The 15,294-nt window shown below is 61.9% G+C and carries 18 protein-coding genes; 8 read left to right on the top strand and 10 right to left on the bottom strand.

The genetic code is table 11. The features are described from left to right. Window positions 1–47: 47 nt before the first annotated feature. The 3 genes from CO660_RS04920 to CO660_RS04930 all read right to left on the bottom strand — a co-directional run bounded on the left by CO660_RS04920 (window position 48) and on the right by CO660_RS04930 (window position 2,851). Window positions 48–956 carry a sigma-70 family RNA polymerase sigma factor gene (locus CO660_RS04920; protein ID WP_097597794.1) on the bottom strand — a complete coding sequence of 303 codons (909 nt, stop codon included), beginning with the start codon at window positions 954–956 and terminating at the stop codon, window positions 48–50. Further along, entirely contained in the window at window positions 953–1,696 is a 744-nt protein-coding gene (locus CO660_RS04925) for an SDR family NAD(P)-dependent oxidoreductase (RefSeq protein WP_097597795.1), read from the bottom strand. The genes CO660_RS04920 and CO660_RS04925 overlap by 4 nt, the downstream gene beginning before the upstream one ends. Before the next feature lie 444 nt (window positions 1,697–2,140). After that, complete coding sequence (locus CO660_RS04930) at window positions 2,141–2,851, bottom strand: glutathione binding-like protein (protein WP_097597796.1); 711 nt, start codon at window positions 2,849–2,851, stop codon at window positions 2,141–2,143. Between the two features lie 202 nt (window positions 2,852–3,053). Here CO660_RS04930 and CO660_RS04935 point away from each other — a divergent pair, with 202 nt between their 5' ends. Beyond that, window positions 3,054–3,473, top strand: coding sequence for a DoxX family protein (locus CO660_RS04935; RefSeq protein ID WP_085777104.1), 420 nt, complete (start codon window positions 3,054–3,056; stop codon window positions 3,471–3,473). A gap of 77 nt (window positions 3,474–3,550) precedes the next feature. Here CO660_RS04935 and hisG read toward each other — a convergent pair whose 3' ends face one another. The 3 genes from hisG to hisS all read right to left on the bottom strand — a co-directional run bounded on the left by hisG (window position 3,551) and on the right by hisS (window position 7,116). After that, window positions 3,551–4,246 carry an ATP phosphoribosyltransferase gene (gene hisG / locus CO660_RS04940; protein ID WP_097597797.1) on the bottom strand — a complete coding sequence of 232 codons (696 nt, stop codon included), beginning with the start codon at window positions 4,244–4,246 and terminating at the stop codon, window positions 3,551–3,553. Further along, entirely contained in the window at window positions 4,243–5,418 is a 1,176-nt protein-coding gene (locus CO660_RS04945; protein WP_348627632.1) for an ATP phosphoribosyltransferase regulatory subunit, read from the bottom strand. The genes hisG and CO660_RS04945 overlap by 4 nt, the downstream gene beginning before the upstream one ends. A 126-nt stretch (window positions 5,419–5,544) precedes the next feature. Further along, a complete protein-coding gene (gene hisS / locus CO660_RS04950; RefSeq protein WP_097597799.1) occupies window positions 5,545–7,116 on the bottom strand; it encodes a histidine--tRNA ligase in 1,572 nt (523 codons plus the stop codon). A gap of 128 nt (window positions 7,117–7,244) precedes the next feature. On the opposite strand from hisS, the gene CO660_RS04955 reads away from it, so the two are divergent. The 3 genes from CO660_RS04955 (at window position 7,245) to CO660_RS04965 (ending at window position 8,890) form a co-directional block, all read left to right on the top strand. Continuing rightward, window positions 7,245–8,009 carry a hypothetical protein gene (locus CO660_RS04955; RefSeq protein WP_097597800.1) on the top strand — a complete coding sequence of 255 codons (765 nt, stop codon included), beginning with the start codon at window positions 7,245–7,247 and terminating at the stop codon, window positions 8,007–8,009. A 78-nt stretch (window positions 8,010–8,087) separates the two neighbouring features. Continuing rightward, the gene (locus CO660_RS04960; protein WP_085777099.1) at window positions 8,088–8,456 is read left to right on the top strand and encodes a hypothetical protein; all 369 of its coding nucleotides are present in this window, start codon (window positions 8,088–8,090) and stop codon (window positions 8,454–8,456) included. Window positions 8,457–8,530: 74 nt separating this feature from the next. After that, window positions 8,531–8,890, top strand: coding sequence for a DUF305 domain-containing protein (locus tag CO660_RS04965; RefSeq protein WP_097597801.1), 360 nt, complete (start codon window positions 8,531–8,533; stop codon window positions 8,888–8,890). 71 nt (window positions 8,891–8,961) lie between these two features. Here CO660_RS04965 and CO660_RS04970 read toward each other — a convergent pair whose 3' ends face one another. Continuing rightward, window positions 8,962–10,011: an aldo/keto reductase gene (locus CO660_RS04970; protein ID WP_097597802.1), complete on the bottom strand. Its 1,050-nt coding sequence runs from the start codon at window positions 10,009–10,011 to the stop codon at window positions 8,962–8,964. Between the two features lie 255 nt (window positions 10,012–10,266). On the opposite strand from CO660_RS04970, the gene CO660_RS04975 reads away from it, so the two are divergent. After that, the gene (locus tag CO660_RS04975) at window positions 10,267–10,971 is read left to right on the top strand and encodes an HAD family hydrolase (protein ID WP_097597803.1); all 705 of its coding nucleotides are present in this window, start codon (window positions 10,267–10,269) and stop codon (window positions 10,969–10,971) included. Between the two features lie 12 nt (window positions 10,972–10,983). Here the strand turns inward: CO660_RS04975 and CO660_RS04980 are convergent, their stop codons facing one another. Together CO660_RS04980 and CO660_RS04985 are read right to left on the bottom strand one after the other, a co-directional pair. Then, window positions 10,984–11,484, bottom strand: a complete 501-nt coding sequence (locus tag CO660_RS04980) for a hypothetical protein (protein WP_085777095.1) — start codon at window positions 11,482–11,484, stop codon at window positions 10,984–10,986. Next, entirely contained in the window at window positions 11,481–12,110 is a 630-nt protein-coding gene (locus tag CO660_RS04985; RefSeq protein WP_097597804.1) for a DNA-3-methyladenine glycosylase I, read from the bottom strand. Before CO660_RS04985 ends, CO660_RS04980 begins: the two co-directional genes overlap by 4 nt. A gap of 228 nt (window positions 12,111–12,338) precedes the next feature. Between CO660_RS04985 and CO660_RS04990 the strand changes: the two genes are divergently transcribed. The 3 genes from CO660_RS04990 to CO660_RS05000 all read left to right on the top strand — a co-directional run bounded on the left by CO660_RS04990 (window position 12,339) and on the right by CO660_RS05000 (window position 14,808). Continuing rightward, window positions 12,339–13,085 carry a L,D-transpeptidase gene (locus CO660_RS04990; protein ID WP_097597805.1) on the top strand — a complete coding sequence of 249 codons (747 nt, stop codon included), beginning with the start codon at window positions 12,339–12,341 and terminating at the stop codon, window positions 13,083–13,085. Between the two features lie 234 nt (window positions 13,086–13,319). Next, window positions 13,320–14,012, top strand: coding sequence for a L,D-transpeptidase (locus CO660_RS04995; RefSeq protein ID WP_085777092.1), 693 nt, complete (start codon window positions 13,320–13,322; stop codon window positions 14,010–14,012). Between the two features lie 121 nt (window positions 14,013–14,133). Next, entirely contained in the window at window positions 14,134–14,808 is a 675-nt protein-coding gene (locus CO660_RS05000) for an outer membrane beta-barrel protein (RefSeq protein ID WP_097597806.1), read from the top strand. Window positions 14,809–14,831: 23 nt separating this feature from the next. On the opposite strand, the gene CO660_RS05005 is transcribed toward CO660_RS05000, so the two are convergent. Next, on the bottom strand, window positions 14,832–15,269 hold the full coding sequence (locus tag CO660_RS05005) for a hypothetical protein (protein WP_097597807.1): 438 nt from the start codon (window positions 15,267–15,269) through the stop codon (window positions 14,832–14,834). Window positions 15,270–15,294: the final 25 nt, after the last annotated feature.

Genomic DNA, 15,294 nt, shown 5'->3' on the forward strand with positions numbered 1-15,294 from the left:
GGCCGCGCATAGCGGGCCGCGAGGAAGCACGTCTCGACCAGTATCGGTCACCGCGATGCGGCCGGCATGACATCAGCACCATCCATGACATAGGTCGCATAGCGATGGTCGCGGATAAGGCTTATCTCTTGCCCCCGCCATTCGAGCAGCATGAAATAGGAAGGCCCGCTCGCCGGTTCGGCCGAAACCAGGAATATTTCCCTGCCTTCCAGCCAGGCAGGTTCGACCCTGACTCGCGGATATTCGGCATAATAGGTGAAAAATCGACCGACATCGGCGGCACCCGAGATTTCAGGCCGTCGCGCCTGGCGAAGCCGAACGTCATCGGCCAGCAAGCGACGCAGCGCGTCCCAATCTTGGGCGTTGAAGAGCGCTGCAAAGTTCAGGGCCTCCGGACTTGGCAACGGCGCAACGCCAGACCGCACGTCGGAGATCGCACGCAATCTCGCCCTACCGCGCGACAGATGGGCCTTGACGGCGTCGACACTCAGTTCCAGCAGCGCTGCGATATCCGCAAGCGACTCTCCCAACACATCCTTGAGGATTACCGCGCTGCGTTGCGGCACCGGCAATTCTGCAAAATGACCCAGGGCGACCCGCACCGTGTCCCGCCGGATCAGCGCGTCCTCCGGACCGACTGCGCTGATATCGGGCAGATCAAAGGCCATCTCAAGGGGCTCCGACCGGCGCGTACTGCGCTGGCGCAGGGAATCTATGGCTCGATTGTGGACGATGCGAAACAGCCACGGTCGCAGCGGCGTGCCAGGTGGGATCGAGCCAGCCGTCGCAAATACCCTGGCAAACGCGTCCTGTATCACGTCCTCGCCGTCGATCACCGAACCCACCAGACGAGCAGCGTAACGATGCAGTTGGGGGCGAAGCGCGTCCGCTTCCCTGGCCAGGTCTGCAAGCAGAGTTTTCCTCTCTTCAGTCCCGAGAGCTGGGTCTTTCGTCATTCGATGACCGTCACACCCGTATCCCCACGCACGGCATAGACCATGGCCTCAGCGAGGCCGGAATCGCCGATCAGTTCGGCGACCGTATCACCGAAAGCCCGCGGCGTCATGTCCGGCCAGGTGGCGGCCTGTTCGGCAAATGTCCGACTCGCCTTCGCAGCATAGGCCCCGATTCCGGTATCGCCCACACCAGTTCCAACGAACATCTGCCGGGGAACGATGACCCGGAACCGCAAGCCCAGGCCGAGTTCCGCCGACAAGTCGTCGGCATATTTTGCAATGAACCACTGCGCGCGCTTGGCGCCGGCATAACCTCCCGATAGTGGCGACCCCTGCACGGCGGCTCCGCTGGAGACCAGCACGAAGAGCCCGCCCGGCGCCATTGGCAAGGTCAGAGCAGCCTGTACCCAATGCAGCGCGGCCTTGACGTCTACGTTCCAGTTGGTCGTGAATGCCTCCCAGCCAATCCGGTCGATCCGCTCCATGGGCGGTTTCGCACCGGCATTCATGATGACGACATCAGGTCGCGTCTGCTCCATGATCCGCCACGCCGCGTCGGCATCAGTTGCATCGGCCGATATGGCGGTGACGGCCAGTTGCTCAGCCGGCCCCTGCACAGCCGTCGCGTTTCGGGCGACCACGGTGACTTCGGCCGCGCGAGCAACGAATGCCTCGGCAAGCCCACTCCCCAAGCCGCGGCTCCCGCCGACGACCACAATTCGCTTTCCTTCCAGATCCATTTCTCAGTCCTCGTTCATTCGACCGCTCGACGACGGTCGCAACAACGACGGTTCAAGGAGGTGAAAAGAGTCATCGCTATCTGCGATCTGTGGAAGCCAGCGTCAAAAAAGTCTGGCTCGACCGAATGCCGCCGTGATTGCGGTCGCCAGCCGAAGCGGATCGCGCCCTTGTTACGGGGTTGCTTGTTCCGGTTGACCTATCGCGCCGATCCTCCAGATCTGCGGCGATCCCGAATTTCGGCCGATGCGGGTTCTTGCAAAGGTTGGCGTTCACTCCCCGGAAGGGACAAGCACGAAGCCGCCTTGAATGTCTGAGGAAATCTCCGGCATGAGCAATGCCCCGACCACCAGCGTTATTGGGGTTTTGCTTAAGATGGTCCTCACGATTCCACGTTAGTGGGCGGGCGGCAGGGCGGCCTTTTGCATTTTCCGGCGGATCGTCCGTTACTCCGGTTTGATAGGAATGTTGAGGCCTCTGGTGCTTGCCGGGCGCGCGATGCAGCGCTCCAGCCAATCGGAAACGGCGGGGAATTTCGCATATTCGAGAATCTCACGGCCGCCATAGAAGATATCGGCGCCGCGAATCCAGGTAAAAGTGGTGATGTCGGCAATCGTATATTGTTCACCCATGATCCATTGGCGGCCTTTCAGCCGGCCTTCGAGCACGCCGAGCAGCCGCTTGGATTCATCGCGGTAGCGCTCCACCGGATAGGAATTATTGGCGACCTTGTCGGCGGCGAATTTGTAGAAATGCCCGAACTGACCGAGCATTGGGCCGATCCCGGCCATCTGGAAAAACACCCACTGGATGCATTCATAGCGGCCGGCGGCATCGGCGGGGATGAGCTTTCCGGTCTTTTCGGCGAGGTAGAGCAGGATGGCGCCGGATTCGAACAGCCCGATCGGCTTTCCCCCAGGCCCGTTCGGATCGATGATCGCCGGAATGCGGCCGTTCGGATTGAGCGATTCGAATTCCGGCGACTTCTGCTCGTTGGCGGCAAAGGAAATATAGTGCGGCTCGTAGGGGAGCCCGAGCTCTTCGAGGGCGACCGATACCTTCACCCCGTTCGGCGTCTGCAGTGAATAGAGCTGGATGATATCGGGATTTTTCGCCGGCCAGCGCGTGGTGATCGGAAATGCGGAAAGATCTGCCATAAGAGACTCCATATTGTCGGCCGACCATAGAAGACGATGCTCCGGAAAGGCAAGCGAGGGTATTGTTCCATATTGTTGAACGAAGCGTCCCCTTCTGTTTATCTTTCCATGACGGAAGAAATAGGCGACATACGGGTATCAGAGATCCACAGCGTGCCGGGGGCACCGAGATCTCCCGAGCCTTCAAACGGAGACAATATCCATGTCGAACGCCATCATCCTGATTGCCCGCATTCTTCTGTCATTCATGTTCATCCTTTCCGGCTTCATGAAGCTGACCGATCCCGCCGGTACTGCGGGCATGATCGCCGGTGCCGGCCTGCCGGCGGCAACCCTGTTGGCCTATGTCGCAGGCCTCTTCGAACTGCTGGCCGGCCTTGCGGTTCTCGCAGGCTTCCAGGTCCGTATTGCCGGCTGGCTGCTCGCTGGCTTCTGTGTCTTTACGGGCGTTGCCTTCCATCTGCCCTACGCTAGCGGCACGGAACTCGTGAACATTCTCAACCAGATCATGGTTATGAAGAACATCACGCTGGCCGGCGCGTACATCCTGCTCGCCACCGTCGGCGCCGGTGCCTATTCGATCGACGCACGCCGTGGTCTGCAGGCCGTCGCTGCCCGCTAATTCCATCTCCTCCCAAGCATGCAAAACCCGCCGTCATTGAACTGACGGCGGGTTTTCTTACGCGTTGATAGTAGAGATTAGAGGGCGGCGCGCACCGCGTCGACGATCGCCTGCACGACCGGCGAGTCCACGTGGCTCTCCTTGCGGGCACGCACGAGGCAGGCCTGCGAGTGCAGGATGACACCGTCTTGGAGCACCTTCAGATGATTGGCGCGCAGTGTCGAGCCGGTGGAGGTGATATCGACGATGATATCGGCCGAACCGGAGGCGGGAGCGCCCTCGGTCGCACCCAGGCTTTCGACGATGCGATAAAGCTGGATGCCATGCTGGCTCGAAAAGAACTGCTGGGTCAGGCGCCAGTACTTGGTGGCGATGGCAAGGCGTCGGCCGTGGCGGGCGCGGAAATCGGCGGCGACATCGCCGAGATCGGCCATGGTGTCGACATCGAGCCAGATCTCGGGCACCGCGACCACGACATCGGCGTGGCCGAAGCCGAGCCGGGCGCAGAATTCGACACGCTTGTCGACCTCGGAAAAGCCCTCGCGCATCAGGTCCTCGCCTGTAACGCCGAAATCGACGGTGCCATTGCCGAGTTCGCGGGAGATTTCCGACGCCGACAGGAAGGCGATCTCGACATCATCCCAGCCGTCGACGCGGCCGCGATAGGAGCGGTCGTTGCCAACCGCCGAAATCGGCATGCCGGCCCGCTCAAAGATCGCCGAAGCGTCGTCCTTCATCCGGCCCTTCGAGGGAAGCGCGATCGTGATGGTCATGCGGCTGCCCTTTCGGTTTCGATGCGGTCGAGCCAGAAGGAGAAGCCGACGGCCGGAATGCGATCCGTCGCGCCGAGGAAGGTTAAGAGCCGGTCGAAGCGGCCGCCGCCGGCTAGAACCGCGCTCGAACCCTCCACCGTCACCTCGAAGACGAGGCCGGTGTAATAATCGAGCGGACGCCCGAAAGCGGCGCGATAGTCCAGGCAGGACAGATCGACGCCGGCATCGGCAAGGGCGGCAACGCGGCCGTTGAAGCGCGACAGCGCATTGCCGAGCTTCAGGCCGGCAACGTCGGCAAAGCCGGCAAGTGCTGCGGACGCATTGACGAGCGGCACGTGCAGCGACAGGAACTCTTCCAGCACATGGAAGGCGGCATCGTCGAGACGCGTCTCGGACAGGATGAGCTTTTCCTTGAGGCGCCGGGCGATCTCCAGCGGCGAGCGGCTGGCATTCGTCGAGTAACCAGTCGCCTGCATCTCGTGCTCGATATGGGCGACCAGCGCCTGATCGTCGCCTGAGGCGACAATCCTGGCGATATCATCGTCGAGGCCGGTGACGAATTGCGGGCTGACGAGGCCGGCCAGCAGCGCCTCCAGCTGCCTCATGTTGCCGAAAGCGTGGATCAGTCGCTTCTGCCAGCCGAGCGGCAGGCCGAGCGCCTGGACGACCGCCTCGAACACCGCCTGATCGCCCAACGTCACGGCTAAGCGCCGGCCCGGCAGCAGGCGGGCGAGAATGCCGGTGGCGTCGCCGATGGCGCGCGCATCGGCGCCCGGTATGTCGATGTCGCCGAGATCCTCGATGCCGGCCTGATAGAATTCATTGGCGCCGTCGCGGCGCTGGCGGAAGACCTCGCCGAGATAGGCGTAACGCTTGGGCGTGCCGGTCGCCGTCTCGATGTGGCGCAGACAGACGGGGATGGTGAATTCGGGCCGCAGGCAGAGGCTGGCGCCGGTTTCGCTCTCGGTCATGAAGATGCGCCGGCGCAGATCCTCGCCGGCAATATCGAGGAACGGCTCGGCCGGCTGAATGACCGGCGTATCGATGCGCTCCGCGTTGCGGGCGTCAAATTCGGCAAGCAGGTCGCTGGAGAATTCGGGGAGGTTGATCAGGGGCATTGGGTTGACTTCCCTCTTCTCCCCAACGGGGAGAAGATGCCCGACAGGGCAGATGAGGGGGATGAGAAGTGTAAACGACGAATGTCCTGAGCGGCGAGCGAAGGACAGCTTCTGCCGTGGCGCCCCCTCATCCGACCCTTCGGGCCACCTTCTCCCCGAGGGGAGAAGGGGAGTTCTCTCTCAAATGTCGTCATCTGTGTCACCGGCTTGAGCGGGATCATATGGAGTTTCGAAGCGGGAGCCTGCCCTCTTCCGATCTTCCGCCTGCGCCGCAAGGATATCTCGCACCTTTGCGACGAGATCGGCTTCCGCAACCGTCTCCTGCGCTACGCGGGCCTCGCGCCAGCTGGCATTGTCCTCGATTTCGCCAGAGAGCCGCTTGCCCTCGATCAGATCCTTGATCTGCACGACGCCTTGGGCGCGCTCGTCGCCGCCCTGGATGATCGCGACGGGGCAGCCGCGGCGGTCGGCATATTTCAGCTGGTTTCCGAACTTCTTCCAGTTGCCCTGGAACATTTCGGCGCGGATGCCGGCGGCGCGCAACTGCTGGGTCATCCGCTGGTAGCGGCCCATCGCCTCGATGTCGCCGTCCATCACCGTCACCAGCACCGGCTCGATCACCGCGCTCGCTCCGAGCTTGCCGAGGTTCTTCAGCGCCGTCATCAGGCGTGAGACGCCGATCGAAAAGCCGGTCGCCGGCACCGGCTGGCCCATGAAGCGGGAGACGAGGCCATCATAACGGCCGCCGCCGCCGACGGAGCCGAAGACGACCTTCTCGCCCTTTTCATTGGTCACGTCGAACAGAAGCTCGGCCTCATAGACCGGGCCGGTATAATATTCGAGGCCACGGACGACCGAGGGGTCGATCTTGATGCGGTCGGCGCCATAGCCGGCGCTCGTGACGAGCGCGCCGATTAAATTCAGTTCTTCGACGCCTTCGGCGCCCTTCGACGTCCCCGCAACGAGTTCGGCCAGACGTCCGGCGCTTTCGGCATAATCCTTGATGCCGACGAAGAACAGCACCTTGTCGATCTGCTCCTGATTGAGGCCGGCGCCCTTGGTGAAGTCGCCGGATTCGTCCTTGCGGCCGGGTCCGAGGAGCAGCGCCACACCTTCCGGCCCGAACTTGTCGAGCTTATCGATGGCGCGCAGCACGTTGAGCCGCTGGCCGGCCTTGTCGTCCCCGCCGAGGCCGATCGCCTCCAAGACGCCGTCCAGAACCTTGCGGTTGTTGACGCGGATGACGTAGTCGCCGCGCTTGATGCCGAGAGCTTCCAGCGTATCGGCCATCATCATGCACATTTCGGCATCGGCCTGGACGCCAGGCGCGCCCACGGTATCGGCATCGAACTGCATGAACTGGCGGAAGCGGCCGGGGCCGGGCTTCTCGTTACGGAAGACGTAGCCGGCGCGGTAGGTGCGGTAGGGAAGCTGGATCTCGTTGAAATTCTCGGCGACGTGGCGGGCGAGCGGCGCCGTCAGGTCGTAACGCAGCGACATCCACTGCTCGTCATCATCCTGCAGCGAGAAGACGCCCTCGTTCGGCCGGTCGCTGTCGGGCAGAAACTTGCCGAGCGCATCGGTATATTCGAACAGCGGCGTTTCCACAGGATCGAAACCATAATGCTCGTAGACTTCCCGGATCTTTGCCGTCATCTCGTTGACGGCGCGGATATCGTCGGCCGAGCGGTCGACGAAGCCGCGCGGCAGGCGGGCCTTGAGCTTTTGCGGTTTCTTCTGCTTGTCGTTCATTTCCGGGAATTCCGCTGACTGTGACAGTGGCGGTGTCCTAGCGGATTGGGCGGGGAGCGGCAAGGGCGAAGGGCCTTGATGGCACTGCCGGAATAGATTGAACGAGAGGCATTGTTCAGAATGGGGATATGCTCATGATCACCGAGGCGCTCCTCTATGCCGCGACGTTGCCGCTGACCGGCAAGCGCCATCGAAAGTTCATCCGCTATTCCGTCAATCTCTGGTCGCGGGCTGGACGCTGCGCCCGTAATTGGGCCGACCACGAAGAGAAGAGCCGCAATGCGATCCGTGCGGCGGCGGCCGGGCTCCGTCAGAAACGGACCGCCGTCGTGCTCGGCTCCGGCCTGTTGCGGGACGTGCCGATCGACGAGCTGGTACGCGATTTCGACACGGTCGTGCTCATCGATCTCGTTCATCTCGCCTCAGTACGGCTGAGGCTTGCGGCCAAGGGCTATCGCAACGTCCGGCTGATCGAGCGCGATCTCTCCGGCTATGACGAACTCGCGGCCGGGCAAGAAGCCGAACCGCTCGGCTTCCTGCGTAGCGTGCCCTATCTCGATTTCGTGGTTTCCGCCAATCTCTTGTCGCAGATCGGCCGCGGCGTGAAACGGCGCCATGAGGCCGAGGCGGCCGGTCGAATGCCTGAAGACACGGTGGAGAGGCTGGTCGCTGCGCATCTCAGCGGCCTTTCGGGACTTTCCTGCCGGCATTGCCTCGTGACCGACATCGCCTATGCCGTCATCGACCGCAACGGCAAAACACATGAGGAGGCCGACCTGCTGCGGGGCGTCACCCCGCCGCCGGCGAAAGCGGTCTGGACATGGCCGGTCGCTCCGCTCGGCGAAGAGAGCAGGGATTACCGGATCGAACACAAGGTGATTGCCGCCTGGTGAAAGGCCTGTCGCGCCGTCGACGATTGAGATTTGCGTTACTGACTTGGCTTCCGCCGGGATTTGCCTACATTGAAACTCATGCGCACGCTCGCTCTCATGACGATGGTACTCGGCTGGCTGGTCTACAGCGCGATGTCCGCATGGGCAGGCTGTCCGACATGCGCATCGATGAACGGGCCGGCGGCCCCCAAGTCCGCCACCATGGATCACGCGATGGCCGGGATGGACATGTCCGGAGCGACGGGCAAGGCGCAGGCGCTGAAAGATCCCTGCGCTGCCGGCAGGGCGGCGCAAATGCCACTTTGTGCGGCCTGTCTGTTGCTGCCGCCGGCGGCCATGACGGCCGCTGGTGTAAAGCCGGTTTTCGCCTATCCCGCGCCGGCGCTTGCCCGCGTCCTGGATGACGATCGCCCTGCTCCGCTGGCGCCCCCTCCCCGAATGTTCTGATCTCGGATTCTTTCATGCCGAACGGGCGGCAGGCGCCGCCCAAAACCTATTGTCAGACAGAGGAAGGAACTCTCATGTCTCTGAAAATCATCGCCATCACCGCAGTGCTCGCTGCCCTTGCTTCGCCCGCTCTTGCCGAAGACAAACCCATGGACATGAGCAAGCCGATGACCGGCCACGACGCCTCCAGCCAGGCGTTCAAGAAGGCGAACGACAAGATGCACGAGGATATGATGATCAAGTACAGTGGCGACGCCGATACGGATTTCGTCCGCAGCATGATCCCCCACCATCAGGGAGCGATCGACATGGCCAAGATCGAGCTCCAGTACGGAAAGGACCCCGATCTGCGCAAACTCGCCGAAGCCGTCATCAAGGCACAGGAAGCCGAGATTACGGAGATGAATGCCTGGCTCAAAGCTCACGGCAAATAGCCGATCGTCTGAAAACGGGGACGCCGGATCTTTCCGGCGTCCCTGCGAAGTGCTGGACCGGATTTCGGCGATCAGTCCTTCGGCTCGAAATCGGCCGGGCGTCGGCCGGCTCCCTGCCTTGCCAGCATCCAGCCCGGGTATTCAGGCGCCAGCGCGCTTACCTCGTCGAGCCTCTGCATATCGCCTTCGTCGAGCTTCAGCCTGACGGCGGCGAGGTTCTGGTCGAGCTGATCGACACGCTTGGCGCCGATGATGACCGAGGTGACGAAAGGCTTTGCGAGGATGTAGGCGAGCGCAACGGTCGCGACGCTGACGCCATGCTTTTCGGCAATCTCGCGCATGACGGCGACGCAGGCCCAGGCCCTGTCCTTGTCGACCGGCGGGAAGTCGAAATTGGCGCGGCGGCCCTCGCCGTTGCCGGGGGCGCCCGGACCATACTTGCCGGAGAGCAGGCCGCCGGCGAGCGGCGACCAGACCATCAGGCCGAGCTTTTCCTCCTGCATCATCGGCACGATGTCCCGTTCGAGATCACGGCCGGCGATGGAATAATAGGCCTGCACCGTTTCGAACCGGGCAAAGCCGCGGCGTTCGGAGAGACCGAGCGCCTTGGAAATGCGCCAGGCCTGCCAGTTGGAGACGCCGATATAGCGCACAAGACCACGCGAAACGAGATCATCGAAAGCGCGCAACGTCTCCTCGATCGGCGTCACCGTATCTGTCGCGTGGATCTGATAGAGGTCGATATGATCGGTCTGCAACCGCTTGAGGCTCGCCTCGACCGAATCCATGATATGGCCGCGCGAGGCGCCGCGGTCGTTCGGCTTGTCGCCCATGACGCCATAGACCTTGGTGGCGATGACGACGTCCTTGCGGGGGATGTCGAGGTTCTTCAGCGCTTGGCCGAGCAGCCTTTCGGACTCGCCTGATGAATAGACATCGGCCGTGTCGATGAAATTGACGCCTGCTGCAAGCGAGCGCTCGACGATCCGGTCGGCGGCATCCTGGTCGACATCGGCGATAGCGCCCCACATGCTGCCTTCTTTGGCTTCGCCGAAGGTCATCGTGCCCAGGCAGATTTCCGAGACGAAAAGTCCCGTATTTCCGAGTTGATTGTAACGCATGGTCGAAAAAATCCTTTGTGTCTGCCGCAAGAGGGACTTGCGAACGGAAGAACTTCATCTTTTGATTATTGGCCTGCGCGCGACAGGCACAGCCGTGGCTGGCTGCTGGGTGAGGCCCATTCGATGTAGTGCGACGGCGGCGCTTTTCAACGCCAGGCCTTGTCGCATCGAAGGCTGACGCCCTTGTCTCGACTTAGCCCTTGTCTCGACACAGGCGGCCGATAGATTGCCGGCCATAGTTCAAGAGGTGCACATGTGACGACGCGAGCACTGACGACGATCGGCTTCGACGCCGACGACACGCTTTGGCAGAACGAACAATATTACCGACTGACGGAAGCTCATTTTACCGAGCTTCTTGCCGATTTCGCCGAAGGCCCGAAGATCTCCGAGCGGCTGCTGGAAGCCGAGAAACGCAATCTTCGCCACTACGGCTTCGGCATCAAGGGCTTCACGCTGTCGATGATCGAGACGGCGATCGAGATCACCGAGGGCAAGGTGCCGGCGAGCGTCATCGCCAAGATCCTCGATACTGGCCGCGACCTGCTCAGCCATCCGGTCGAGACGATGCCGCATGCGCGCGACACGCTGGAGGCGCTCGCCGGCAAGTATCTGCTTGTCATGATCACCAAGGGCGATCTCTTCGACCAGGAGCGTAAGCTCGCCCAATCCGGGCTCGGCGACTTCTTCGATGCCGTCGAGATCGTGTCCGACAAGACTGCCGTCACCTATCGCCGCATCTTCTCCAAGGTTGGCGACGGGCCGGAGCGAGCGATGATGGTCGGCAATTCGCTGAAATCGGATATCGTGCCGGCGATCGCCGCCGGCAGCTACGGCGTCTTCGTGCCGCACGAACTCACCTGGGTGCTGGAACATGTGGACGAACCGACGGAAGCGCCGCGCTTCCGCAAGATCGACCATCTCGGCGAATTGCGCGAACTGATTGACGGGCTCGCATAGCGCGGCCGCGCCTCACTTCGCCTTGGGAGGCGCCTTCGGAAACAGTGAGGGCGATTCCGGCTCAGCCGGCGGCTGCTGCGGGGCTGCGGTCAAGGGCTCGATCAGGATGCTGAAGGGGGCGCCGAGGCCGCGGCGCGGCGAGACCTTGGAGTAATAGGGCCGCAGCAGCCAGGTGGTATTTTCCTTCACCGTCGTCTGGTAGCTCATGCCGTCCTCATCGGTGCCGAAGAAAGCTTCGTCATCGGGTTTCGACAGGTCGAAGATCGCCAGGAAGGCGAACTTGCTCTTGGTGGAAAAATCGATCTTCACGTGCTGACCGGCGCGCACCGGCAGCGTGTAAACATGGCTATTGCCGAATTTCGTCCATCCCTTGAGTTGCATCGTGACGGCCGGAAACTGCAGCTTCTCCAGCTTCTCGCCGGGATCGAGCTGCGGCGTCTGCGCCGCGGCAAATGCCGGCAAGAAGAACAGGGCAAGGGCAGCGAACAATATTTTCACGGACAGATCTTTCATGGTCGAACCAGCACGGCGCGCATCGCCTCCACCTCGGGCCGGCAGAAACAACCCTCCAGATGATCGTTGACGAGGCCCATCGCCTGCATGAAGGCATAAATTGTGGTCGGGCCGACAAAGGTCCAGCCGCGTTTCTTCAGATCCTTCGAAATGATGACCGATGTCGGCGTCGTCGGATTGGCGACGATGTGGTCGCGATCGACCACAGCCGGCCTCTCGTTGTGGCCGGGTTCGTAGCGCCAGAAATAACCGGCGAGCGAGCCGAATTCGTCCCGAAGTTCGATGGCGCGCCTGGCATTGTTGATCGTGGAGACGATCTTGCCGCGATGACGGATAATGCCGGCATCGGCCAGGCAGCGGGCCACATCCTGCTCACCGAAGAGGGCAACCTTCTCGAAATCGAAACCGGCGAAGGCGGCGCGGAAATTCTCCCGCTTGCGCAGGATGGTCAGCCAGGAAAGGCCGGACTGGAATCCTTCGAGGCAAATCTTCTCGAACAGGCGGATATCGTCGGTGACCGGCCGGCCCCATTCCTCGTCGTGGTACTTGAGATAGTCCGGCAGGTTGGCGTGCCAGTGGCAGCGGCTCCTGCCGTCCTCGCCGATGATGATGCCATTCGTGCTCATGTCCGCTTCATTTTCGGGGATCCGCTTCGCTGTCCAGTCATGATTCCGGCTTTACCATTTGCAAACCGTCTTTCCAAACCGATCGGTAACCCTGACGAAAAGTTTATTCGGCCCGTCGGTTTTTCACGGATCGATATTTACCATTCGCTGGCGGATGGGGTGGCAGCGTCTGTGCGAGCGGATCCGTCCCGCCAGTCCATTTTCGGTCATTTGTAGAGAGTTCGTCCGATGATGAAACACCTTTTTCTAGCCGCAGCCTTCTGCGGCATCTTCTCCACGGCCGCCGTTGCGGACGACCGCTACGCCACCCGTCCGCCAATCATCCTCAGCCCCGATCTGACCGCACCGTGGATCAATCAGCTCGGCGGCAAGGTCCGGCCTGTCGTCTATCAGCGCCCGGTGGTGCAGCCGCAGCAGCGTGGTCTTTTCCAGCGCCGCATCATGCGTCAGGCGCCGCAGCCGGCCCCTCAGACCGTTTCGGCGATCAATCCCGGCATACCGGCGATCCGCCATCCGATCGAGCCGCAATATCTGCCGCAGATGGTCGATTACGACACCACGGAAAAGCCCGGGACCATCGTCATCGACACCAACAACCGCTTTCTCTATCTGGTCATGGACGGCGGCAAGGCGCGGCGCTACGGTGTCGGCGTCGGCAAGCCGGGCTTCGAATGGGCGGGCGTCCATAAGATCACCCGCAAGACGGAATGGCCGGACTGGACGCCGCCTTCCGAGATGATCAGCCGCGAGGCCGCCAAGGGCCATTATCTGCCGGCGCGCATGGACGGCGGCCCGGAAAACCCGCTCGGCGCGCGCGCCATGTATCTCGGCTCGACGCTTTACCGCATCCATGGCACCAACGCGCCCTGGTCGATCGGCAGCGCCGTTTCTTCCGGCTGCATCCGCCTGCGCAACGAGGACGTCGTCGATCTCTACGACCGCGTCAACGTCGGAACCCGCGTTATCGTCATGTAACGGCACACGCAAAAGCTGGAGCACCAGCAAGAGTGTTCAGCGGTTTTGCGTTGGGAATTGAGTAAAAACAATGAGATGGAGCATATTCGTGTTTCGGAGAAATACGGAAATGCTCTATGACGCCGTTAAGACAGGCGGCTTCACTCGTCAAAATTGCTTTATCCGGCCATGTCGATCTTGAATCGGGCAGAAGATCATGTAGCTTCGGGCGGACTTGCTTGAGGGGAATCGACTATGATCAAAGTGATGCCGGGACTGGCCGCGGCCGGACTTGTCCTGTCCTTGATTTCTACATCAGCCTTCGCCGCGCCGGTCGGCTCGGCTTCCGACAATGCACGGCAGCCGGCGCAGATCGTGCGCGTGGCGCAGATGCCGAAGTACGTAAAGCCGCAGTTCAAGCGCAAGAAAGTGCGCCTGGTGACGACGGAAGCGGCTGGCACCGTCATCATCGATACCAACAACAAATATCTCTACCTGGTCGAAGGCAACAACCGCGCCACCCGCTACGGCATCGGCGTCGGCCGCGACGGCTTCGGCTGGTCGGGTATCGTTAAGATCGGCCGCAAGGCCGAATGGCCGGCCTGGACACCGCCGGCCGAAATGCGCCGCCGCGAAGCCGCCAAGGGCCACATCATCCCCGCCTACCAGGAAGGCGGCGAGGACAATCCGCTCGGCGCCCGCGCCATGTATCTCTATCAGGGCGGCCGCGACACCATCTTCCGCATCCACGGCACCAACCAGCCCTGGACGATTGGTCTCAATATGTCTTCCGGCTGCATCCGCATGATGAACGAGGACGTGATGCATCTTTACGATCGCGCCCCGGTCGGCACCAAGGTGATCGTCATTGGTCCCGGCAACAAGCAGGGCAACGTGGCGTTCGAAGACAGAGGCATCGACGTGTTGCGCACGATGTTCGGCGGCTGAGCAACACTTTAGAAAAAAACGAAAGGCGCCATTGGAGGCGCCCTTTGTTTTGCTTAGACATTGCGGCGGAAAACTGCCAAAGCTGCCTCAGAGTCGACATATTGCAATTTGGGGTTATTCAATGACGTCTGCGCTGCGCTCCTCCGCCTCCCTTCTTGCGGGCATCGCGTTTTTCACCATCTTTTCAGCCGCCTCGGCTTCAGCGGAAGATCTGGAATTCTCCATCTATGGCGGCTACCAGACCGCGCCGCACAGTGGTGTCGACGTCTCCGACGGCACGCATTTCACGGCCGGCTGGGAAGGCAAATCCTTCGGCAGCCCGCCCTATTACGGCGGCCGCGTCACCTGGTGGCTCGAGAATTTCAACAAGCCGAACTGGGGTATCTCGCTCGATTATACCCATGACAAGGTCTATGCCGACGACGACACGCTCGCCAAGGCCGGCTGGTCGCATTTCGAATTCACCGACGGCCTGAACCTGCTCACCGTGAACGGTCTCTATCGCTTCCAGGATCCGACTCGCCGCTGGACGCCCTATCTCGGCGCCGGCATCGGCGTCAACATTCCGCATGTCGAAGTGATTCGCCCCGAGGGCAAGACCTGGGCTTATGAATTCGGCGGCGTGACGCTGCAGGCTCAGGCCGGCGTCGACTTCAAGGTGACCGACCGCTGGTCGACCTTCGTCGAATACAAGGGCACTTATTCGCGCGTCGACGTTCCGATCGACAGCGGCGACCGGCTGAAGACCAACATCTTCACCAACGCCGTCAATGTCGGCGTATCGTTCCACTGGTAATGAATTGAAATTCAGCTGCGGCGCTATTTCGTGCCGCAGCTGACCTTGCCCTCGGCGGCGTAAGGTTTGCCGCCGCCCTCGATCGTCAGGGAATAGGTGCCGCTGAAATTCGCCGCCGGCTTGCCACGCGCGCCGGCGACCACCACCAGATCCAGCGTTGCGCCGCCGGTATCGTCACCGCCGCCGTCGAAGACTTCCAGGAGCAGTTCGCCATCGCGCGACCAGTGATTGCTTAGATGCTGTGATTCGAACACACGTTTTGCAAAGGCCGCTTGTGCGGGATCCTTGACAATAAGCGCGCCGCGGAAATGGTTGAGCCTGTGGCCGGCATCGCTTGCGAAACCGCTTTCGAGGGTGAACCGCGCCTGCGCGTCATCGGCGGAACAAAATAGGCGGCTGTCGGCACGGGCCGCGCCTGCCGCACCGAGCAGTCCCGCAAGTACAATCATTCCCCGCCACATCGCCCAACCTCCCGGGAGCGGCCCG

Source organism: Rhizobium sp. L9, from assembly GCF_002531885.1.
Taxonomy (GTDB): domain Bacteria; phylum Pseudomonadota; class Alphaproteobacteria; order Rhizobiales; family Rhizobiaceae; genus Rhizobium.